19 protein-coding genes are annotated in these 20,692 nt (G+C 71.0%); 9 read left to right on the top strand and 10 right to left on the bottom strand.

Going from position 1 to position 20,692, the window contains the following annotated elements; genetic code table 11:
• Positions 1–64: 64 nt before the first annotated feature.
• From SACE_RS26095 to SACE_RS26070, 6 genes are all read right to left on the bottom strand, one after another.
• On the bottom strand, positions 65–964 hold the full coding sequence (locus SACE_RS26095) for a LysR family transcriptional regulator (RefSeq protein ID WP_009950289.1): 900 nt from the start codon (positions 962–964) through the stop codon (positions 65–67).
• 170 nt (positions 965–1,134) lie between these two features.
• A complete protein-coding gene (locus SACE_RS26090) occupies positions 1,135–2,358 on the bottom strand; it encodes a styrene monooxygenase/indole monooxygenase family protein (protein WP_011874709.1) in 1,224 nt (407 codons plus the stop codon).
• Positions 2,359–2,475: 117 nt separating this feature from the next.
• Positions 2,476–3,183: an HNH endonuclease family protein gene (locus SACE_RS26085; protein WP_011874708.1), complete on the bottom strand. Its 708-nt coding sequence runs from the start codon at positions 3,181–3,183 to the stop codon at positions 2,476–2,478.
• A 270-nt stretch (positions 3,184–3,453) separates the two neighbouring features.
• Positions 3,454–3,957 (bottom strand): hypothetical protein, encoded by a 504-nt coding sequence (locus tag SACE_RS26080; RefSeq protein WP_143538226.1) that lies wholly within the window; start codon positions 3,955–3,957, stop codon positions 3,454–3,456.
• A gap of 253 nt (positions 3,958–4,210) precedes the next feature.
• Entirely contained in the window at positions 4,211–5,110 is a 900-nt protein-coding gene (locus SACE_RS26075; RefSeq protein ID WP_009951509.1) for an ABC transporter permease, read from the bottom strand.
• Positions 5,107–7,932, bottom strand: coding sequence for an alpha/beta fold hydrolase (locus tag SACE_RS26070; RefSeq protein ID WP_009951511.1), 2,826 nt, complete (start codon positions 7,930–7,932; stop codon positions 5,107–5,109). Before SACE_RS26070 ends, SACE_RS26075 begins: the two co-directional genes overlap by 4 nt.
• A 1,206-nt stretch (positions 7,933–9,138) precedes the next feature.
• Between SACE_RS26070 and SACE_RS26065 the strand changes: the two genes are divergently transcribed.
• Positions 9,139–10,116: a TerC family protein gene (locus SACE_RS26065; RefSeq protein WP_029621949.1), complete on the top strand. Its 978-nt coding sequence runs from the start codon at positions 9,139–9,141 to the stop codon at positions 10,114–10,116.
• A 253-nt stretch (positions 10,117–10,369) separates the two neighbouring features.
• Here SACE_RS26065 and SACE_RS26060 read toward each other — a convergent pair whose 3' ends face one another.
• The 3 genes from SACE_RS26060 to SACE_RS26050 form a co-directional block, all read right to left on the bottom strand.
• Positions 10,370–11,026, bottom strand: coding sequence for an RES family NAD+ phosphorylase (locus SACE_RS26060; RefSeq protein ID WP_011874706.1), 657 nt, complete (start codon positions 11,024–11,026; stop codon positions 10,370–10,372).
• Positions 11,027–11,068: 42 nt separating this feature from the next.
• Positions 11,069–11,653, bottom strand: coding sequence for a hypothetical protein (locus tag SACE_RS26055; RefSeq protein ID WP_011874705.1), 585 nt, complete (start codon positions 11,651–11,653; stop codon positions 11,069–11,071).
• A gap of 169 nt (positions 11,654–11,822) precedes the next feature.
• Complete coding sequence (locus SACE_RS26050) at positions 11,823–12,845, bottom strand: chitinase (protein ID WP_231849786.1); 1,023 nt, start codon at positions 12,843–12,845, stop codon at positions 11,823–11,825.
• Positions 12,846–13,038: 193 nt separating this feature from the next.
• Here SACE_RS26050 and SACE_RS26045 point away from each other — a divergent pair, with 193 nt between their 5' ends.
• The 5 genes from SACE_RS26045 (at position 13,039) to SACE_RS26025 (ending at position 18,119) form a co-directional block, all read left to right on the top strand.
• The gene (locus tag SACE_RS26045) at positions 13,039–14,718 is read left to right on the top strand and encodes a class I adenylate-forming enzyme family protein (protein WP_009949459.1); all 1,680 of its coding nucleotides are present in this window, start codon (positions 13,039–13,041) and stop codon (positions 14,716–14,718) included.
• Positions 14,715–15,470, top strand: coding sequence for an SDR family oxidoreductase (locus tag SACE_RS26040; RefSeq protein WP_009949461.1), 756 nt, complete (start codon positions 14,715–14,717; stop codon positions 15,468–15,470). Before SACE_RS26045 ends, SACE_RS26040 begins: the two co-directional genes overlap by 4 nt.
• Entirely contained in the window at positions 15,470–16,237 is a 768-nt protein-coding gene (locus SACE_RS26035) for an SDR family oxidoreductase (RefSeq protein WP_009949463.1), read from the top strand. Before SACE_RS26040 ends, SACE_RS26035 begins: the two co-directional genes overlap by 1 nt.
• Positions 16,238–16,347: 110 nt before the next feature.
• The gene (locus tag SACE_RS26030; protein WP_009949464.1) at positions 16,348–16,968 is read left to right on the top strand and encodes a TetR/AcrR family transcriptional regulator; all 621 of its coding nucleotides are present in this window, start codon (positions 16,348–16,350) and stop codon (positions 16,966–16,968) included.
• Positions 16,969–17,126: 158 nt separating this feature from the next.
• Positions 17,127–18,119: an NADPH:quinone oxidoreductase family protein gene (locus SACE_RS26025; RefSeq protein ID WP_009949465.1), complete on the top strand. Its 993-nt coding sequence runs from the start codon at positions 17,127–17,129 to the stop codon at positions 18,117–18,119.
• 65 nt (positions 18,120–18,184) lie between these two features.
• Here the strand turns inward: SACE_RS26025 and SACE_RS26020 are convergent, their stop codons facing one another.
• The gene (locus SACE_RS26020) at positions 18,185–18,625 is read right to left on the bottom strand and encodes an Lrp/AsnC family transcriptional regulator (protein ID WP_009949466.1); all 441 of its coding nucleotides are present in this window, start codon (positions 18,623–18,625) and stop codon (positions 18,185–18,187) included.
• A gap of 79 nt (positions 18,626–18,704) precedes the next feature.
• Between SACE_RS26020 and SACE_RS26015 the strand changes: the two genes are divergently transcribed.
• The 3 genes from SACE_RS26015 to SACE_RS26005 are packed head-to-tail and all read left to right on the top strand — an operon-like array spanning position 18,705 to position 20,632.
• Positions 18,705–19,463 (top strand): AzlC family ABC transporter permease, encoded by a 759-nt coding sequence (locus tag SACE_RS26015; RefSeq protein WP_009949467.1) that lies wholly within the window; start codon positions 18,705–18,707, stop codon positions 19,461–19,463.
• Positions 19,456–19,782 carry a branched-chain amino acid transporter permease gene (locus tag SACE_RS26010; protein ID WP_009949468.1) on the top strand — a complete coding sequence of 109 codons (327 nt, stop codon included), beginning with the start codon at positions 19,456–19,458 and terminating at the stop codon, positions 19,780–19,782. Before SACE_RS26015 ends, SACE_RS26010 begins: the two co-directional genes overlap by 8 nt.
• 46 nt (positions 19,783–19,828) lie before the next feature.
• Complete coding sequence (locus tag SACE_RS26005; RefSeq protein ID WP_009949470.1) at positions 19,829–20,632, top strand: thioesterase family protein; 804 nt, start codon at positions 19,829–19,831, stop codon at positions 20,630–20,632.
• The last annotated feature ends 60 nt before the right edge of the window (positions 20,633–20,692 follow it).

Raw genomic sequence — 20,692 nt, 5'->3', positions numbered from 1 at the left:
GACTTCCCGGAGGTCGCAATCGATCAGTGACACCAATGCGCGAAAGGCGGCGTGACCGCAGCGGTCACGCCGCGTCCGGCACGATCTCCGCGGCCCGTTCCACCAGCTTGCGCAGGTCGGACTCGGCCCGGTCGCTCCGCCACACCAGGCCGGTGGCCAGCGCGGGATCGAAGTCGTCGAAGGGCAGCACCACGTTCGACTCGGTGCGGTAGCGGTGCATGCTGCTGCCCGGATCGAGCATCGAGATGGAGAAAGCCGATCCGTTGGAAATGATTTCCGCGCTGGCGCCGTAGTCGCCGGAATTGAGCGTGATGGTGTTTCGGATGCCGGCGTCGGCCAGCCGAACCTTGAGCTGTTCGAAATAGGTCGGCACCATTCTCGGCGCCGGGCTGACGTAGGTGTGGTCGACCAGCTCCGACAGCGACACCGACTCGCGCCCGGCGAACTCGGCGGCGGGCACCACCGCGCCCAGCGGCTCGCGCATCACCTCGAGCACGCTGACGCCCTCGGCGTGCACCGGCAGGTGCACCAGCGCCATGCCCAGCTCGCCGCGCTGCACGGCGGCCAGCAGGTCGGCGCTGCCGCCGGGCCACCGCTTGAGCACGTACTCCTCGGCGCAGGCCCGCTCCAGCTCCTTGACGCGCTCGCGCATCCGCTGGTGCAGCCCCGGCGGGATTCCGATGTAGACGGTCGGGCGCGCGGAGCTCGTCTTCTCCCGCAGCCGCCAGGGGATGTCGTCGAAGCGGCCCAGCACGTCCTTGGCGATCGGCAGCAGCGCCGAGCCCGCCTGCGTCAGCCGCACGTGGTGGGAGTCGCGTTCGAACAGCCGGGTGCCCAGCTCGTGTTCGAGGTCGCGGACCCGCCTGCTGAGCGGAGAAGTCGCCATGTGCAGCCGGCGTGCGGCCTGCGAGAAGCTCAGGTTCTCGGCGACCGCCACGAAATACCGCAGGTGGAACATCTCCATGGTGCGCTCTTGACCTCGGTGGCACTCGGCGGCGGGAACGGGCGCGCGGCGGGATGCGGTGCGGTGGTGCTCGTTCGCCCCCGCCCGGCACGGGCCCCGGCGCGGGCCTCATCGTACGCCGGGCGCGGGGTGGCGGCCGTGCGCGACGACAGGGGAGCCGGTCGCGGGGATCAGGAACGGACCTCGGCGAGGTAGTCGGCGGCTCCGGCCGGATCCATGAACCAGAGGAAGAAGTCGCGCGGCTCGTCGAAACCGTTGACGAAGCGGCGCGCGACCCGCGGGTTTTCCGCCGCGGTGGCCAGGAGTTCGAGCACGTGCGGCGGAGGAGGAGCCAGCAGCGCGTTGGTCCAGCCGGTGGGGAAGCGCGCGTAGTCCCAGTACAGCTCGAAGGCGCCGCGCATGAACTCCGCGTCGAACGGCCGGCCTCCGTGCGCGGTGATGCTCGCCAGGTACGAGGCCGCGCACTTGCTCGCGTTGTTCGAACCCTGCCCGGTGATCGGATCGTTGAGCACCACGACGTCGGCCATGCCGAGCACGACCGCTCCGGACGGCAGGACTCCCACGGGGTGGCGCACGGTGGGTGCGAAACGTCCCGTGAGGACTCCGCCGTCGTCGGTCAGCGACACGTCCCGCGAGCGCTCGCCCTCCCACGGCACGAACGTGTCGAGCACCCACTTCGACCTGGCGAGGTGCTCGGCCGGGGTCCGCACGTCGCCCCAGCAGTCCATGGGTCCGCCGGGCACGCCCTCGAAGACCATGATGTCGCAGGGTCCGCTCGTGGTCAGCGCGGGCATCGCGAAGTACTCGCCGACGCCCGGGATCACGTTGAAGAAGACCGCCGAGTGCTCCGGCACGGGACGCATGCCGCGGACGTAGGTCAACGCCAGCGCGCGCTGCGGCGTGGCGTGGGCGGACCTGCGCTCGTCGCGCGGGAACAGACCGGAGATCTCGCCCTTGCCCGCCGCGACCACGACCAGGTCGGCCTCCCGGGCGTACTCCTCCAGATCCGGCACGGTCGCCTCGGCGTGCTCGACCTCGCCGCCCCGGCGCTGGAACTCCCGCAGCCAGGCCGGGAACTTCACGCGCTGGTCGACCGACTGCGCGGGCAGGTCCAGCCGCGCGATCCAGTCGACCGACCGGCCGCCGGCACCGTCGGCGATGCTGAAGCCCATCCCCTCGACCGGCGGGCACGACTCGTCCCAGAACCCCAGCCCCAGCGCGCGTTCGCGGGCGAGCGCGCTGCCGAACATGCACTGGCTGGACATCACCCGCCCGTCGCGGATCTGCTCCGCGGTGCGGTCGGACACGACGGTGACGCGATGACCGGCGTCCAGCAGACCGACGCCGAGCTGGAGCCCGGCCTGGCCGGCACCGACGATGACGATGTTGCGCATCGGGAGGGACCTCCCCGGTGGGCGGCGATCATTCGACGATGTGTTGATCGGTGCGGTGCGCGGACCCGTTGCACCCCGATGTGGTGATCGTGTGGGGCGTTCTCGTCGTTTCCGGTTTCAGCAGGTGCCGAGGGCGGTGTCGAGGGCGCCCTTCTCGGAGTCGGTGATGGTGAGCTTGTACTTGTGCTTGGAGGCCACCCACATCGAGGCGTAGGTGCAGTGGTAGCCGGTCTTGGACGGCATCCACTGGTCGGGCGTCTGATCGCCCTTCTCCTGGTTGATGTTGTCGGTGACGGCGATCAGCTGCGGGCTGTCGAGGTCGTTGGCGAAGGCCTCGCGCTGCTGCTGGGTCCACTGGGCGGCGCCGGAGCGCCAGGCGGCGGCCAGCGGGACGACGTGGTCGATGTCGACGTCGCTGGGCTTGGTCCAGCTGCCGCCGTCGTAGGGGCTGTTCCAGGTGCCGGAGGTGGGGTAGCAGTCGGAGCCGGTCTGGACGTTCTCGCCGTCGCGCTTGAGCACGGCCTCGCGGGTGTTGCAGTTGTCGGGGCCGTTGCTCCAGTGCGGGAACTTCTCGCGGTCGTAGCCGTCCATGGAGCCTTCGGGGGCCACGGTCAGCTCGGCGAGCCAGCTCTTGGCGGTGGCGGCGTCCGGGATTCCGGGCGGGGAGGCATCGGAGGGCGGCGCGTCGGTCTGGGGTTGCGAGGCGTCGGCCTCGGGCGGAACGGCGACCTGCGGCGGCGGGGCGTCCTGGGACGCGGCGGTGCACCCGGTCAACACCGCGACGGGCAGGCACAGAACGCCCGCGAGGAGACAACGGAAGTCCATGGCCGCCCCACCTCTCGATCGATCACCGACCCTACTGAACGACGCACCGGTCGATCGCCGGTCGTACGAGTGAAGGCTGTGGGCGAACCGTGTGGCCGCCGCCGCCCGAACGGGTGCAGGAGCGACGAGGCGGCCGCCGCGGTGTGGAGCGCGCCACCACGGAGCCGCTACACTGCACGTGCTGCGACCCGTTGGGGGATGCAGAAGAAGGGCCAGGCCGCCTGGGGCACTACCGGGAGCCTGGCCTGACGTTTTGCGGCGACGTCGCGCTCAGCAGCCCGTGTCGAGGCAGACGTCGTAGATCCGGTCCGCCAGCACATCGCGGTATTCCGCCTGCCCCAGGCGGTCCGCACGGCAAGCGCCTGCGGTGATGTCAGCCGCGGCAAGCAGGACCTCATGCGTTCCGGGGCAGTGGTCGACGTGGAAGCGGGTGCCCCTCGGCAGTGCGGCGTGACGGACGCCTGCCACCGTGCGCACGTCTCCCGCGTCCTGCACCTTGTGCCGCGCTTCCAGGATGAGCGTGTCGACGCCCGCACCGTGCAACTCGACTACCAGTCTCGCCAGGCACAGCGCGCGGGCGCGTTCCTGTCGACGCGGCGGTACAGGAGTGCCGATGACGACCATGTGCAACCCGTCGACGCCGGCGAGTTGCTTGGCGGCGTGGCGACGCTGCTCGTCGTCCATGGCGGTCCAGTGGATCTTCCTGCTGGGGTGGTGGCGTTGCAGGTCCTGGAGCACCGCACGCGCATGATCGAGAGCGTGCGGTTCGAACACTGCCGCCGAAAGCACGTAGAACCCTGCGTCGGGGTGTTCGTGGAAAGACTCGTCTCCGTAGGCGTGCACCGTTTCCCCAGTCTGGTCACCGACCCGGAACGGGCGGCGGTAGGACAGTGCCGGACACACTACGGGCGGACAGGGTCGAGGCCGCAAGTTCGGTAACTGGAACGGGAGTCTTCTTCGTCCGCGTGGTGGACAACCTCGCACGACACCGGCCGTGAGCACGGAAGCCGAACCACGCGTCGCCCCGCTAGCTGCTGATGTCCTTCTTGGCGAAGCGGCCGAAGGCCAGCAGCAGGAAGACGGTCGCGTACAGCAGGCCCGAGAAGGCGCCGTTGGCCATGCCGGTCCAGTCGACGTCGGCCGAGAGCAGGTCCGACCACGCCCGCGAGTGGTGGGTCGGCAGGTAGGCGCGCAGGTCGCCGAGCGCGGTGATCTGGTCGAGTATCTGCGACACGATCGACACCAGCACCGCCCCGCCGACCGCGCCGAGGGGGGAGTCGGTGCCCACGCTCAGCCACAGCGCCAGGCCCGCGATCCACGTCAGGTGCGCCGCCAGGTAGGCGCTCGCCACCGCGACCCGGACCACGCCGCCCGAGAACGGCACCGCCTCGCCGGTGGTGCCCATCATCTCCGCGGCGCCGAACCACACCACGCCGACCACGACCGCCACCGCCGCCAGCAGCAGCAGCCCGACGGCCGACAGGATCGCCGCGGCCACCGCCTTCTGCCGCAGCAGCCTGCCGCGCGGGACCGGCGCCGCCAGCAGGTACTTCAGGCTCGCCCACGACGCCTCGCCGGCCACGGTGTCGCCGAAGAACAGCGCCACCATCACCACCAGCAGGAAGTTCGTCGACACGTACAGCGTGAACATCGCGAAGTTCGGCCCGCTGGAGGTGGCGAGCTCGGCGAGGTTGCGCGACCGCCCCCGGCCGTCGTCACCGAGCTCGAACGCGAGCAGGAGCAGCAGGGGCAGCACCGCCAGGAACCCCAGCGCGAGCCGGGTGCGGCGCCTGCGCAGCTGGCGCGCCAGCTCCACCCGCAGCGGCAGCGTGCGGGTCGCCCGGTAGCCCTCGATCCCGCCGTCGGGCTGGCAGGGTCTGCGCGGGCCGGCCTTGACGACCCTGGTCTCCGGCTCCGAGTCGGTCATCCGCGAGCGTCCTCTCCGACCAGTTGCAGGAAGGCGTCCTCGAGCCTGCGGCGCGGCCCGACCTGGCTGACCATCACCCCGGCGGCCACCAGCGCGTTCACCGCGATCCCGGCGCTGTGCCCGCCGAGGTCGGCGTGCACCACCTCGCCGTCGGCGGTCACCTCGCCCAGACCCTCGATCGACCGCAGCGTGCGCACGGCCAGATCCGGCGCGTCTACCCGGAAGCTCACCTCGCCGTCGACGGCGATGATCTCCTCCACCGGGCCCGCGCTGACCAGCTCACCGCGCTGCATCAGCACCACGTGCGTGCAGGTCCGCTCGACCTCCGAGAGCAGGTGGCTGGACAGCAGCACCGCACGCCCGGTCGCGGCGTAGCGCCGCAGGATCTCGCGCATCTGGTGGATCTGCGGCGGGTCCAGGCCGTTGGTCGGCTCGTCGAGGATCAGCAGCTCCGGCAGGCCGAGCATGGCCTGCGCGATCGCCAGCCGCTGCTTCATGCCCTGGCTGTAGGTGCGCACCGGCCGGTCCGCGGTCTGACCCAGGCTGGCGATCCGCAGCACCTCGTCGAAGCGCGCCTGCAGCATCGGCCGCCCGGTCGCCGCCCAGTAGTACTTGAGGTTCTCGGTGCCCGACAGGTGCGGCAGGAACCCCGGCGTCTCCACCAGCGAACCGACCCGCGACAGCACCGGAGCGCCCGGCACCAGCCGGTGCCCGAACAGCCGGACCTCTCCGTCGGTGGGCCGCAGCAGGCCCAGCAGCATCCGCAAAGTGGTGGTCTTGCCCGCGCCGTTGGCTCCCAGCAGACCGACGATCTGCCCGCTCTCGACCCGCATCGACAGGTCGCTGACCGCGGTCAGCTTGTCCGAGTACTGCTTGGTCAGGCCGCTGATCACCAACGGCGTCCCCGTCAGCGCCGGATCGACGTCGGGCACGTGCCTGCGGCGCACGCGGGCGACCACCCAAGCCAGCAGGCCCACGACGACGATCCCGGCGATGCCGATCAGCGGCAGCACCGGCACGCCGGCATCGTTGATCGTCGTGCCGCGCACCGACGGCACCGAGAGCTGCTCCGCGCCGGCCAGCGCGATGCGGTGCACCGCGGGCTCGGTGGGCGTGGCGTAGGCCCAGTCGGTGGTGGTGACGGCGAGCTCGAGGTGGTGGCCCGGCTCCAGCGATCGGACCACGCCGGGCAGCGCCACGTCGACCTCGCGCTCGGTGCCGTCGGGCGTCAGGCCGGTGACCCGCATCGGCGACACCCCGTTGCCGAGCAGCGTGCGCTGTCCCTCCGGGCTGATGTCGTAGAGCTTGGCGAACAGCACGGCCTCGCCGGTGGTGGGCTGCCCGGGGACGGCCGCCACCGAGATCCGCGTCTGCGGCACGCCGGAGATCATCGTGCGCGTCCGCGCCGGATCGGTGCGGAACACCGCGGCCTGGCCCGGCAGGTCCGAGGCCAGCGTCCGGCCGAGGGCGCTCGCGGCGTCCTCGACGTCGCCGGCCCCCGGCAGCGAACTGGTCGACGACGGGCTGCCGCCGGGCGGGTTGATGACCGGCTGCGCCTCACCGAGCAGCGGCAGCGCGAAGCGGGGAGTGCGCTCCGACCGCACGCCCGGGTACTCGGGCGCGGCGACGGTGCGCACCGGGACCTCGCCGTTGCGGCGCGGGTTGCCGGGGATGTCGTACTCGAACACGGTGCCCGGGTCGGGGACCGTCTCCGGCGGCATGCCCGGCTCCTGCGGGCTGCTCACCCCGAGGTGGAAGGCGAACCAGTCGGCGATCCGGGCGCGCACGGCCGGGCCGGGCGGCTCCCCGTCGTGGCCACCGGCGTACCAGACGACCTTGACCTTGGTGCCCGCCTCGGCGATCTGGCGGGCGTTGGCGTCGGCCTGGTCCAGACCGAACAGGGTGTCGCGCTCGCCCTGCACCAGCATCGTCGGAGCCTTGATGTTGCGGGTGACGCTCTTGGGCGAGACGGCGTCGAGCAGGGCGAGCGTCCGCGCACCGGCCCGGCCCGTCTGCGAGACCTCGTTGTAGGCGGCGCAGACCTCCGGCGTGAAGTTCCCGCACGTCAGCGGAGACGGACCGGCGGGCCCTTCGGTCGGCTCGGACACCGGGGGATGGCCTGTCCGGGTCGGCTCGGCGGGACCGCCGGGCTTTTCGGCGGGCGCAGTCCGGCTGCCCGCCGAGAACAGCAGTCCGGCCCACCCCTCCTTGAACACGCCGTGCTCGCCGTAGGAGCCGCGGGCGGCCGTGTCGTCGGGGATGGGAGCGGCCGAGGCGGTGTTGGGGATCAGCGCCTGGCCGAGGTCGTTGTAGGTCATCACCGGTGCGGTGACGTCCACCCGGGGGTCGGAGCCGGCCAGCAGCAGGCTCAGCGCACCGCCGTAGGACGAGCCGGTGACCCCGACGCGCGGGTCGCCGTCGTGGTCGCGCAGCACCTCGGGCTGGCGGGCGAGCCAGTCCAGCAACTGGCGGGCGTCGGCGACCTCGTACTCCGGCGCGTTCAGCGCGATGCGGCCGGTGCTGGCGCCGAAACCGCGCGAGGAGTAGGTCAGCACGGTGAACCCGCGCGCCGCCAGCTCCTTCGCCTCCTGCGCGACGCTGTTCTTGTCCCCCCCGAAGCCGTGCGAGAGCAGCACCGCCGGCGCCGGCGTCTCGGCAGGCGCGTAGAGCGTGAGATCGATCTGGACCCTCTCGTTGCCCCCGGGCCCGTCGACGACGTCGAGCAGGGCCTCGCGCGGCGGTGCCGGCTCGGAAACCGCCGTCCGCCGTTCGCCGCCGGAGAGCAGGAAGACACCGAACCCGAGAAGGGCGACAAGGATCACTGCCGCAAGGACGAGGCCCTTGCGGCGCCGGGGGGTGGGGGACACGAAGCCGACACTAGGTGAAGACAGCGGCACCAGTTCCATCCAGACGCGGGCGAAGACGAAGACGCTATGAACCAGAGACCAAACAGCAACCGGACGAGTCGATTCTCGCCCGAGTGGGTGAGGTCGTCGCCGCATCCCCGCGTGCGGTCCGGGCGGCCTCGGCCGACCGGCGGGCGTGATCATAACCAGTCAACCACGCGTTCGATCAATGCCGGAACCGAGAAGGTCGAGGAAAAATCCCAGCGGTGCCCGGGACGGAAAAATTCACACGTGCCGCCGGCGCTGCGGTTTCCCGCCGATTCCCGCGAAGTTCTCCCGGGGCGGCGGCTCGGCGTGACTTTCACCTCTCCATGCGGACCAGGGTGTGCAGGCGCATCCGGGCGTACCGCCCACCGGGCGCCATCGGCGCGTTTCGGTCGTGCGACGACGGGCCGCCTGTCGCCCTGGCTTACCGGCCGGCCGACGCCCGCCGAGCCTGCTGCACCGCGCCGCTGGGCGGTCGTCCGCCGCCCTGCGCCCGGGCGTCGGTGGCCCAGCCCGCCCAGCCGTCGTCCAGCCGAGCCGCGCGCCCCGGGGTTCGCCACGGCGTCGAGCCATGGGCCCACGGCGCCGCGAGGCTGCGCGTGCCGCCGCCCGCGAGGCTCCGCCCGCCGCGCCGCGAGGTTCCGCGTGCCGCCGCCCGCGGGCCGCGCGAACCGCCGCCAGACGGCCCGGGCCGGCGCCGGGACTGCCCACCGCCGGCTGCGTGCCCACGTCGGCCGGCGTTCGCCCGCCGCCGACCTGCGCGTACAGCCGTCTCGCTCACCGTCCGTGTTCGCCCGCCGACGGTGTGAACCGCTGGGCACGGCATTGCCAGCCTGGGCGGGGGCCTCGTACGGTCGCCGCGTGATGATATTCGGTGCCGATGGTCACCCCGGGTGGTGTCCAACCCGGTACATAAGTGACAATCTTGGCAAGGTTGTGGAGGGGAGTATTCCTTCGCGACGGCATCGTCATCACGGTTTCGCCCGCAGCTCACGCCGGGGCGGCGCCCGGTGCCGCCGACCGGCTGAGGCTGGTGGAAGAGACCTCCGGTCCCCGGCGCATGCCCTGAACCGGAGGTGATCCATGGGCGCCGACATGGTGTTGGCCCAGAACGTGAAGCCCGTCGCGGTCGACACGATGCACGTGCATTGGTGGGTGTGGGCTGCGACGTTGGGCGGCTTGGCCGTCCTGCTGATTCTCGACCTGGTCATCGTGGACCGCAAACCGCACGAGGTGACCACCAAGGAAGCCGCCAAGTGGGTCTGCTTCTACGTGGGATGCGCGATCCTGTTCGGCATCGGGGTCTGGATCTTCGGTGACGCGCACTTCGCCATAGAGTATTTCACCGGATACATAACCGAGTATTCGCTGAGCGTGGACAACCTGTTCATCTTCATGGTGATCATGTCCAGCTTCGCGGTGCCCTCGATCCACCAGCACCGGGTGCTGCTGATCGGCATCCTGCTCGCGCTGGTGATGCGTGGTGTCTTCATCGCCGTGGGTGCGGCGCTGATCGCCAAGTTCGTGTGGGTCTTCTTCCTCTTCGGCGGCTTCCTGCTGTGGACGGCCATCGGCATGGTCCGCAAGAAGGACGAGGAAGAGGAGTACAAGGAGAACGCGGTCGTCCGCTGGGTCCGCAAGATCTACCCGGTGACCGAGGACTACGACGGCACCAAGATGTCGAAGAAGATCGACGGCAAGCGCTACCTGACGCCGATGTTCGTGGTCATCGTCGCCATCGGCAGCGCCGACCTGCTGTTCGCCGTGGACTCCATCCCGGCGATCTTCGGCATCACCCAGGACCCGTTCCTGGTCTTCGCGGCCAACGCCTTCGCGCTCATGGGCCTGCGGCAGCTGTACTTCCTGCTCGGCGGTCTGGTCGACAAGCTGGTCTACCTGTCGGTCGGGCTCGCGGTGATCCTCGGCTTCATCGGCTTCAAGCTGATCCTGCACGCGCTGCACGAGTACCACCTGGTGCCGGAGTGGCTGGAGATCAACAACTGGATGTCGCTGGGCGTCATCGTGGTGGTCCTGGCGATCACGACCTGGGCCAGCCTGGCCAAGTCGAAGAAGGACGAGGTCGAGGCGCAGCAGTCGGAGAGCGGCCGCGCCTGACCTCTCGCACGAACCGGCGGCGCCGCGGAACCCGTTCCGCGGCGCCGCCGTCGTGTTCGGCACCGTCCGTCCAGGAGGGACGCCGGTCCGAAGCTGACTTCGAACTCACCGTGCGCAGGGGTGCGCTGTCCTTGCCGGAGGACGTCTGAGAGCCCGGTGGCCGGTGCCGGTGGCCGCGGGTGGGCCGAGCGGCTGCGACGCTTCGAAGATCAGCGACAGGGCTCTGGGAGCAGCGGGTCGCCGGGACCCCGGCTCAGTCGAGCAGCGTGTAGCTCAGTTCCTTGCAGACCCGGCCCAGCGGGACGTCCAGGCCCGGGTGGTTGAGCGGCAGCAGCACGTCCGGCGACTCCGGCAGCGCGCTGGCCGACGGCGGGTCCCACAGGCAGATCGACGGGTTGCCCGCGTCCATCGAGGACCGGTACCAGAGCCCGTCCAGCTCGGGATAGGCGGCGCGGATGCTGCGCGCCCACGCCTGGGTGCGCTCCTTGGGCCCGCTGCTGATGGCCTGCGACGCGCCGGCGCGGGTCGGCCAAAGCCCGGAGAGGTCCAGCAGCCGCAGCGTGCGGCGCGGCCGGAACAGCACCAGGTGCGGGCTGCGCGTCCGGCGATCCACAGTGGAGGTGGCCTGGAAGACCTCGGCTATGCAGGTGCGCACCGACAGCGAGAAGTAGAGCACGCCGTGCTCGCGGGTGACCGTCGGACCGCCCTGCTGGTTGGGCACGTGCGGGTCGAAGCGCGCGTGCGGCAGCGGGCCGGCGTAGCGGAAGGTGTCCCACTGCTGGGGATGGTTGCCACCCGAGGTGAACACGCGTACCAGCCTGGTCCCGGCGGGTACCGCGATGACGTCCTCGGTTCGCCGGAGCATGGCCTGCAGCACTGCGGGCGCAGGCGGCTGGGGGAGCCGTGCCAATTGGGGGTTCCTGGAGTCGTCTCGTCGGCGTCGGGCGTCGGACTAGGCGGGCATGCCGATGGTCGCGGCGAGGTCCGCCACCTGGCGCGGGCTGCCGCCTGCCAGCAGCCACTCGCGCGGGCTGACCGCCCGTTCGCCGATCTCGAGGTCCTCCTGGGGGGTCGCCATGAAGTTGGCCAGCACCAGCGCGGGCTGGTCGATGGGCATCGCCGCCAGCACGGTCTCCAGTCCCGGCAGCACGTCGTTGTCGCTGAACTGCCACGCGGGCAGCCGCCAGCCGCCGCGGTCCTTCCAGCCGATCAGCCTGCGGTCGCCGATGCGGTGGCGGATGCGGCTGCTGTCCACCCCGATCCGCTCGGCGGCCTGGTTGACCGACAGCGCGGTGTCGCGCAGCACGGCCTGCTCGGCGACGGTCCGGGCGCGCGGGTCCACTTCGGTGTCGGTGAGCGGCGCGAGGTCCAGACCAGCGTCGGTGAGCGCGAGGCGTTCGGCGGCGGAGAAGTGCGCCGCGGGGTCGGTCGGGGGCGAAGTCAGCTTCTTGGCTGCGTCCTCGACAAGGGAGAGGAATTGGCTGGCCGTCACCTTCAATCCGGCGCGGGCCAGCACTGTCTCCAACGCGGCTGTCATGGCACCAGGATACCGCGATTCCCGCGAAAGGTGTGCGCCATCGTGCGCCCGGTGTGAAAAATCACTACTAGTAGCAAGAAGAATGCACGCGGTAACAGCGTTGACGAGTTGCAACGGGGTGACCTTTCCACCTACCGGTTGTCGATCACCCCGTTGTGATCGCGACTTGTTACGGGAGTGAATCAAGGTGCGCACGAACGGGGTTGGAGAACGCGCCCCCGCTGGTGGCGTCCCAGTTGATCGACCACGTCATCACCCCGCTGAGTCCTGGGTGCCCCTGAGCTGGGCGGAAGCTGCCGCAATCGGTCACCGCGGTCAGGCAGTCCAGAGCGTTGCCGATCACCGACGGGTCGACGTAGCCGCTGCCGGCCGCGGAGGGCGAGGCCGGGAGGCCGAGGGAAACCTGGTCGGGGCGCAGGGTTTCCAGGAGTATGCACGCCTGTGCGGTGATGAAGTCCACTGAGCCCTGACTGTGGACACCGCCGTCGCATCCGTTCATCGACCCGGAGTTGTAGTACTGGGTGTGCACGACCGTCACAAGATCCTTGACCTGCTCGATGAGCTGCAGGTACGAGCCGCCGGGCTGCACGTCGAGGGTCTGCGGCGCCATCGTCAGGTGAAAGTCCGGGCCCGTTCTTTCGCGAAGTTGCCGGATCGCACTCGCTGTGTTGGGCACGTTCAGCCCGTGTTCCAGGTCAATGTCCAACCCGTCTATGCCGTAGTCGGTAAGTATTTTTCCTACCGAATCCACGAAGTTCGACGCGTTTGCCGGGCTGCTCAGGTCCACATTGCCCCGCTCGCCGCCGACGGAGAGCACGAATGCCTTGCCCGCCGCTTTCTTCGCCGCGATGTCGGCTTTGAGGTCGGCGTCGGTGTAGCCGCCGAGCGCGGTCGCGAGCTGGGGGTCGACGCCGAAGGTGACCGCGCCGGGCCGGGCGGGGTCGGCGTTGGCGAACGCCAGCGCGATGAGGTCGTAACTGTCCGGAACATTACTTACGCGCAGCGGCTTGGCGTTGTTGACGAAGTTCTGCCAGTAGCCGGTGAGCTGGTGCTTGGGCAGTGCCGGCGCGGTGGGTGCGGTCGCGGCGGTCGCGGGTGCGGCGTCGGGGATGGTGGCCGCCTGGGCGACGGCCGGTGTGACCGCCAGGGCCGAGGCGAGTGCGGCGACGGCCAAGGGCTTTCGACTGGGCATGGCTCCTCCGGGGGGCGAGCGATACCTGCGTCACAAAAATGGACTAGACCACTGCTGTCGTCAAGATCCGCGAGCGTCGTAGGGCGAGGGTTGCGCCGGTCGGAGCACGGTGGCCCCGCCAGGGTTGACGCGAGCCGCCGAGCGTCGTTGACTGGCCCGTACCGACTGGTCGGTCTTGAATGGAGGTGGCGCGTTGGTCAGCGCGTACGACGAACGGCCCTGGCTGGCTCTCTACGGGGAACTGCCTTCCGAGCTGGTTCCCGAGCACGACACCCTGCTCGCGATGTTCGACGCGGGCGTCGCGCGGCACCCCGACCGGGTCGCCACCACCTACTTCGACGGGCGGCTGACCTACCGCGAGCTCGACGAGCTCAGCGATGGACTCGCAGCTCACCTGGCCGGTCGCGGCCTGGCCGCGGGCGACCGGATGGCGGTCTACCTGCAGAACGTCCCGCAGTTCGTGATCGCCGTGCTCGCCGGCTGGAAGGCCGGGGCGATCGTGGTGCCGCTGAACCCGATGTACCGCTCGCACGAGCTGACCAGAATCCTCGCCGACGCCCGCCCCACCGCGGTGGTCTCCTCCGAGCGCGGCTGGCACGACGTGCTGGGCGAGGTGGCTCGCGACGCCGGCATCGGCATCGCACTGACCACCAGCGACCTCGACCTGCAGACCCGCGACGACGAACGGCTGTTCGCCGGCCACCGCCGCGGCCCTGCCGCCGACGCCGTCGACCTGCTCGAGGCGGCGCGTGCGGGCGGTCGGCGGCCGGAGGTGGCGGTCTCCGGGGACGACGTCGCGCTGCTGGTCTACACCTCGGGCACCAGCGGCGTGCCCAAGGGCGCCACCAACACCCACGGGAACCTGGCGTTCAACTGCGCCGGGTTCAAGGCGCGCGCGGGCCGGGAGGCGCCGGGCTTCTTCGCGCTGGCGCCGCTGTTCCACATCACGGGCATGGTCTGCGAGCTCGGCGCGGCTATCGCCCTGGGCGGCAGGCTGGACCTCGCCTACCGGTTCGAGGCGGGCGTCGTGCTCGACGCGCTGAAGGAGCACCGGCCCGACTACATGATCGGGCCGTCCACGGCCTACATGGCGTTGATGAACCACCCCGACGTCAGCGCCGACCACTTCTCCTCGCTCGAACACATCTACTCCGGAGGCGCGCCGCTGCCGTCGGCGGTGGTCGAGCGGTTCCGCGAGCTGTTCGGCCACTACATCCACAACGGATACGGTCTGACCGAGACCACCGCCACCGCGACCTCGGTGCCGACCCACCTGGAAGCGCCGGTGCACGAGGAGTCCGGCACGCTCAGCGTCGGGCTGCCCACCTTCAACACGGTGCTGCGCATCGTCGACGACGACGGCCGGGACCTGCCGGTCGGCGAGGTCGGCGAGATCGTCATCGAAGGACCGATGGTGGTGCCCGCCTACTGGAACAAGCCGGACGAGACGAAGGCGGGGATCCGGGACGGGCGCCTGCACACCGGCGACGTCGGGTTCATGGACCCGCAGGGCTGGTTCTACGTCGTCGACCGCAAGAAGGACATGATCAACGCCTCCGGGTTCAAGGTCTGGCCCCGGGAGGTCGAGGACGTCCTCTACTCCCACCCCGCGGTGCGGGAGGCGGCGGTGGTCGGCGTGCCGGACGCCTACCGGGGGGAGACGGTGAAGGCCTTCGTCAGTCTCCGCGCCGGCGCGCGGGCGACCGGCGAGGAGCTGGCCGAGCACTGCAAGCAGCGGATGGCGGCCTACAAGTACCCGCGCAGCGTCGAGATCATCGACGAGCTGCCCAAGACCGCCACCGGCAAGATCCTGCGGCGCACCCTCCGGCAGGGTGCGACCGGCAGCACCGCAACCGGGAAGGGAACCGAATGAGCAAGCGTTTCGACGGCCGGGTCGCGATCGTCACCGGTGCCAGCAGGGGCATCGGACTGGCCATCGCCGAGCGGCTGGTGTCCGAGGGCGCGAAGGTCTGCCTGACGGCGCGCAAGCCCGAGCCCCTGGAGGAGGCTGTGCGGACGCTCGGCGGTCCCGAGCACGCCATCGCCGTGGCGGGCAAGGGTGACGACGCCGAGCACCAGGCCGAGGCGGTCGCGCGCACCGTGGAGACCTTCGGCCGGGTCGACGCACTGGTGAACAACGCGGGCATCAACCCCGCCTACGGGCCGATGATCGAGCTGGACCCCGGAGTGGCGCGCAAGACCTTCGAGGTCAACGTGCTCGGCGCGCTGTCGTGGACGCAGCAGGTCTACGGGGCGTGGATGCGCGAACACGGCGGCTCGGTGCTCAACGTGTCCTCTGTGGCCGGTCTCAAGCCCGCGCCGGGCATCGGTTTCTACGGCGCCACCAAGGCGATGCTGGCCCACGTCACCCAGGAGCTGGCGGTGGAGCTCGGACCGTCGATCCGGGTCAACGCCGTGGCGCCCGCGGTGGTCAAGACGAAGTTCGCCACCGCGCTCTACGAGGACAAGGAGGAGGCCGTCGCCGACGCCTACCCGTTGAAGCGGCTCGGAATCCCGTCCGACATCAGCGGTGCGGCGGCGTTCCTGCTCTCCGACGACGCGTCGTGGGTCACCGGCCAGGTCCTGGTGCTCGACGGCGGTGTCACGCTCACCGGAGGTGTGTAGTGCTCGCGGACTCGGTGGTGGTGGTCACCGGCGGCGGCAACGGCATCGGCGCCGCGATGGCCCGCAAGTTCGCCGCGCAGGGCGCGCACGTGGTGGTCGCCGACCTCGACGCGGGCGCCGCCGGCCGGGTCGCCGACGATGTCGGCGGCCTCGCGGTCGGTGGGGACGCGGCGAGCGAGGAGGGCGTGCGGCGGCTGGTGGACGCGGCGCTCGACCGGTACGGGCGGATCGACGTCTTCTGCGCCAACGCCGGCGTCGCGCACGCCGGCGGCCCGGAGGCACCCGAGGAATCCTGGGCGCAGGCGTGGGAAGTCAACGTCATGGCCCACGTCCGGGCGGCCCGCGCGGTGCTGCCGCACTGGCTGGAACGGGGAGGTGGGCACTTCCTGGCGACGGTGTCGGCGGCCGGGCTGCTGACGATGCTCGGCTCGGCGCCGTACGCGGTGAGCAAGCACGGCGCGCTGGCCTTCGCCGAGTGGCTTGCGGTGACCTATGGCGACCGCGGCATCACCGTGCAGGCGCTGTGCCCTCAGGGCGTGCGCACCGACATGCTCGGCAACAGTGGCGAAACCGGGCAGAGGCTGCTCGCCGACGGCGCCCTGGAACCCGAGGAGGTCGCCGACGTGGTGCTGGAGTCCTTCGCGGACAAGCGCTTCCTCATCCTGCCGCATTCCGAGGTCGGCGAGTACTACGCGCTGCGCGCCGCCGATCCGGACCGCTGGCAGGGCGGGATGCGCAAGTTGCAGCGCCGCGTCCAGCAGGCGTGAGCCCGCGGCGGTGCCGGGTGCGACCGCCCGGCGCCGCCGCAGGCAGCCGGTCCGCGCGTGTGGGGTCTGGCTGGTCAGTACCCTGGGTGGCTGAGGTTAGGGAGGCAGTCATGGCGCGTGCAGGGAGCGTCGGCGCGCGGGTTCGCGGCCCGGAGACCGAGGGTGAGCCGGTGCCGCAGCGGCTGCTTTCGGTGGCCACGAAGCTCTTCGCCGAGCAGGGCTTCGAGACGACGTCGGTGCAGCAGATCGTCGACGCGGCCGGGGTCACCAAGGGGGCGATGTACCACTACTTCGGCTCCAAGGACGACCTGCTCTACGAGATCTACGCGCGGGTGCTGCGGGTGCAGACCGCGCGGATGGAAAGCGCCGCCGACAGCTCCGAGCCGGTGGAGAAGCGGCTGCACGCGGTCGCCGCCGACGTGGTCGCCACGACCGCGGCCAACCTCGACGACACGGTGATCTTCTTCCGCTCGATGCACCTGCTGCACCCGGACAAGAAGGCCGAGGTGCGCGCGGAGCGGCGCCGCTACCACGAGCGGGTGCGCAGGCTGATCGAGGAGGGCCAGCAGAGCGGGGTGTTCCGCTCGGACAAGTCGGCCGACCTGGTGGTGGACTTCTTCTTCGGCGCCGTGCACCACCTGGGCACCTGGTTCCGCCAGGACGGGGAGCTGACCGGTGAGCAGGTCGGGGAGAACTTCGCCGATCTGCTGCTGGCGTCGCTGCGCCCCTGACGGCGCTTCGGCGCCGCCCGCGGCGGGTTCGCCGCTTCGGCTGGATGGCTCGGCGGCGCGGTTCACCGCTTCGGCGGCACGGTTCGGCGGGATGGTGTACACCGACCAGTCGCGCCGATAACATACCGACCAGTCGGTCTCAGTTTGCGAGGTGTCTCATGGTCAAGGCGTGGCAGGTCCACGAGCTCGGGCAACCGCGGAACGCCATGCGGTTGGAGGAGGTCCCGGACCCGAAGCCCGAAGCCGGCCAGGTCGTGGTGCGCGTGAAGGCGAGCCCGGTCAACTTCCCCGACGTGCTGCTCTGCCGGGGCGAGTACCAGGTGAAGCCGCCGCTGCCGTTCGCCCCCGGCGTGGAGCTGTGCGGCGAGGTTGTCGAGCTCGGCCCCGACGTCGAGGGCCTGGCCGTCGGCGACCGGGTCGTGGGCGGTGCCGTGATGCCCCGCGGTGCCTTCGCCGAGCACGCCGTGCTGGACGCCTCCCGCGCGCTGCCCGCGCCCGAGACCCTGTCGGACGCCGAAGCCTCCGCCCTCTACATCGGGTACCAGACCGGCTGGTTCGGCCTGCACCGGCGGGCGGGGCTGCGGGCCGGGGAGACGCTGCTCGTGCACGCTGCCGCGGGTGGGGTCGGCAGCGCCGCGATCCAGCTCGGCAAGGCAGCGGGCGCCACGGTGGTCGGCGTGGTCGGCGGACCGGAGAAGGCCCAGGTCGCGCGTGATCTCGGCGCCGACGTCGTGGTCGACCGCCACCAGGAGGACTTCGTCCAGGTGGTCAAGGAGCTCACCGGTGGCCGGGGTGCCGACGTGATCTACGACCCGGTCGGCGGTGAGACCTACCAGCGCTCGACCAAGTGCATCGCGTTCGAGGGCCGCATCCTGATCATCGGGTTCGCCGGCGGCACCATCCAGACCCCGGGGCTCAACCACGCCCTGATCAAGAACTACTCGATCGTCGGCCTGCACTGGGGCCTGTACGTGCAGCGCGACCCGGAGACGGCGCGGCAGGCGCACGCCGAGCTGGCCAAGCTGGCCGAGTCCGGCGCGGTGCGCCCGCTGATCAGCCGGCGGGTGGCCCTGGAGGAGCTGGCCGAGGCGGTCCAGGAGGTCGGCGACGGCAAGACCGTGGGCCGGGTGGCCTACGACGTCTCGGCGTAGCGCGGCGGCGGCAGTCCACTGTGGCCGGACGTCGTCGCGAGCGGCGCGAACGGCGGCGTGCGGCTTCAGTCGAGCTGCTTGAGGGTTTTCATGGTGAAGCGCGATGTCACGCGTGCGACCTTGGGGATGGTCATGACGTGCCTGCTCAGGAAGGTCTCGTAGGCGTCGAGGTCGGCGACCGCGACGCGCACGAAGTAGTCGGGCGCGCCGAACAGCCTCCGCAGCTCCCGGACCACGGAGAACCCGGCCATGGTCGCCTCGAAGTGCTCGACGGTCCGCGCGTCCTGTGCTTCGAGCGTGACCTCGAGCAGCACCTCGAACGACCGTCCCAGGTGCGCTGGATCGGTGACGGCGCGGTACCCGCGGATGACTCCGTCGGACTCCAGGCGTTGCACGCGGCGCAGGCAGGGCCCCGGCGTGAGGCCGACGCGGCCGGCGAGCTCGACGTTGGTCAGGCGGCCGTCGCGCTCCAGCTCGGCGATGATTGCGCGATCGAGTTTGTCCATGCGTGAATGTTGCCCGGAGGCGGCGCGAGCGGGCAATGTTCGCAACCAAACACCACGGGTGTTGCGGGAGCATGGACACGTGCAACAACCCGTACTCGACTCGCCGGACGCGGTGCCCTCGCCCTCGCCCTCGGCCTCGCGGCGCGAGCGCATCGCGGCCGGCATTCGCGACTCCTCCTCGGCGGGGCTGGGGATCTTCCCGCTCGGCATCGCCCTGGGCCTGCTCGTCGTCCAGGCCGGGCTGCCGTGGTGGCTGGCGCCCGCGCTGTCCCTGGCGGCGTTCGCCGGCTCGCTCGAACTGCTCCTGGTCGCCATGGTGGCCGCGGCCGCTCCGCTGGCCGCGGTCGCGCTGACCGTCTTCGTCGTGAACTTCCGCCACGTGTTCTACGCGTTCTCGTTCCCGCTGCACCTGGTGCGCAACCGCTTGGCACGGGCCTACTGCGTCTACGCGATGATCGACGAGGCCTACGCCGTCTCCGCCTCGCTGCCCGCAGCCGAGCGCTCGGCGGCCCGCCTGCTGGCGATGCAGATCGCGAGCCAGGTCTACTGGGTCGGCGGTGGCCTCGTCGGCGTGACGGTCGGGGTCGCGCTGCCCGCGCCGATCGAGGGACTGGAGTTCGCGCTGTGCGCGTTGTTCACGGTGCTGGCCCTGGACGCCTTCGCCTCGCGGCGCGAGATCCCCTCGGTGCTGCTGGCCGCCGCCAGTGCCGTCCTCGCGCTGGTTCTCGCGCCGGGAGCGGCTCTTTTCGTCGCCCTGCTGGTCTTCGTCGCGCTGCTCTTCGTCCGCTACGGCGTCGCCGTCCGGTCCGGCACCATCCGGGAGGTCGTCGATGCCTAGCACCGGCTACCTCGTCGCGGTGCTGGCGATCGTCTTCGCGATCACCCTTGCGCTGCGCGCCCTGCCCTTCGCGGTCCTGCGGCTGCTTCGCGAGTCCCGCGTGGTGCGTGCGCTGTCGTTGTGGATGCCCGTGGGCATCCTCGCGATCCTGGCGTGCACATCCCTGCACGGCACCGTCACCGCCGCCCCGGGCGCTGCCCCGTACGCGCTCCTGGCCGTGGCCGTCACCATCGGAGTCCACCTGGTCTCCGGCCGGCGCACGATCCTCAGCGTCGGAATCGGCACCGCCTGCTACGTCGTCCTCGTTAACGTGCTGTGACGATGGACCACCGAACCGAGCAACGAACCAGGAGAGGACCTTTCCGTTGACCGACCCGATGACCGGCGCGCCCGGCTACTTCGAGCGGCTCGGCCCGAACCGCTACCGGCCGACCGTCCACGCCGTCGGGGCGTGGAGCACCGACGAGCAGCACTTCAGCCCGCTCGGCGGACTTCTGGTCCACGCCATCGAGGCGGAGCGGGCGCGCGAACAGCGGCCTGGGCTGCTGATAAGCCGGATCAGCTTCGACATCCTGGGCCGTCTCGCCCTCGACGAGTTCGACGTGCGGGTGGAGACCACCCGGCCCGGCCGCACCATCGAGCTGGTGGAGGCCACCGCGGTCATCGGCGGGCGCCCCGCCGTGCGTGCTCGCGCGTGGCTGCTGTCCGAGCAGGACACCAGCGCCGTCGCCGGCGGTGAACCGGACCCGCTGGCGCAGCCGGAGTCGCTGGAGCCATGGGAGCTGAGCACCGTGTGGCCCGGCGGGTACATCCGGTCCCTGGACATCCGGCCCGTCGGCACACCCCAGCCCGGGCGCACCACGGCGTGGGTGTCGACCTCCACCGCGCTGGTGGCGGGCGAGGAGGCGAGCCCGCTGGCGTCCTACGTCGCGCTCGTCGACACCGCCAACGGCATCGCGGTGCGCCAGGAGCCGACGAAGTGGATGTTCCCCAACGTCGACCTGTCGATCCACCTCCACCGCCGGCCCGAGGGCCGCTGGACCGGGCTGGACACCAGCGTCGTCTTCGGCGGCAACGGCCAGGGCGTCACCAGCACCGTACTGCACGACGTCCGGGGGCCTGTCGGACAAGCGCACCAGATCCTCACCGTACGGCCGCTGGAGTCGTAGCGCTTCGCCGATCCGTTGCAGGACGCGGGCTTTCCGCGCGGATGACGCCCGGCCCCGCCG

Source organism: Saccharopolyspora erythraea NRRL 2338 (assembly GCF_000062885.1).
Lineage (GTDB): Bacteria > Actinomycetota > Actinomycetes > Mycobacteriales > Pseudonocardiaceae > Saccharopolyspora_D > Saccharopolyspora_D erythraea.
This window is presented reverse-complemented; position numbering and strand designations above follow the sequence as displayed.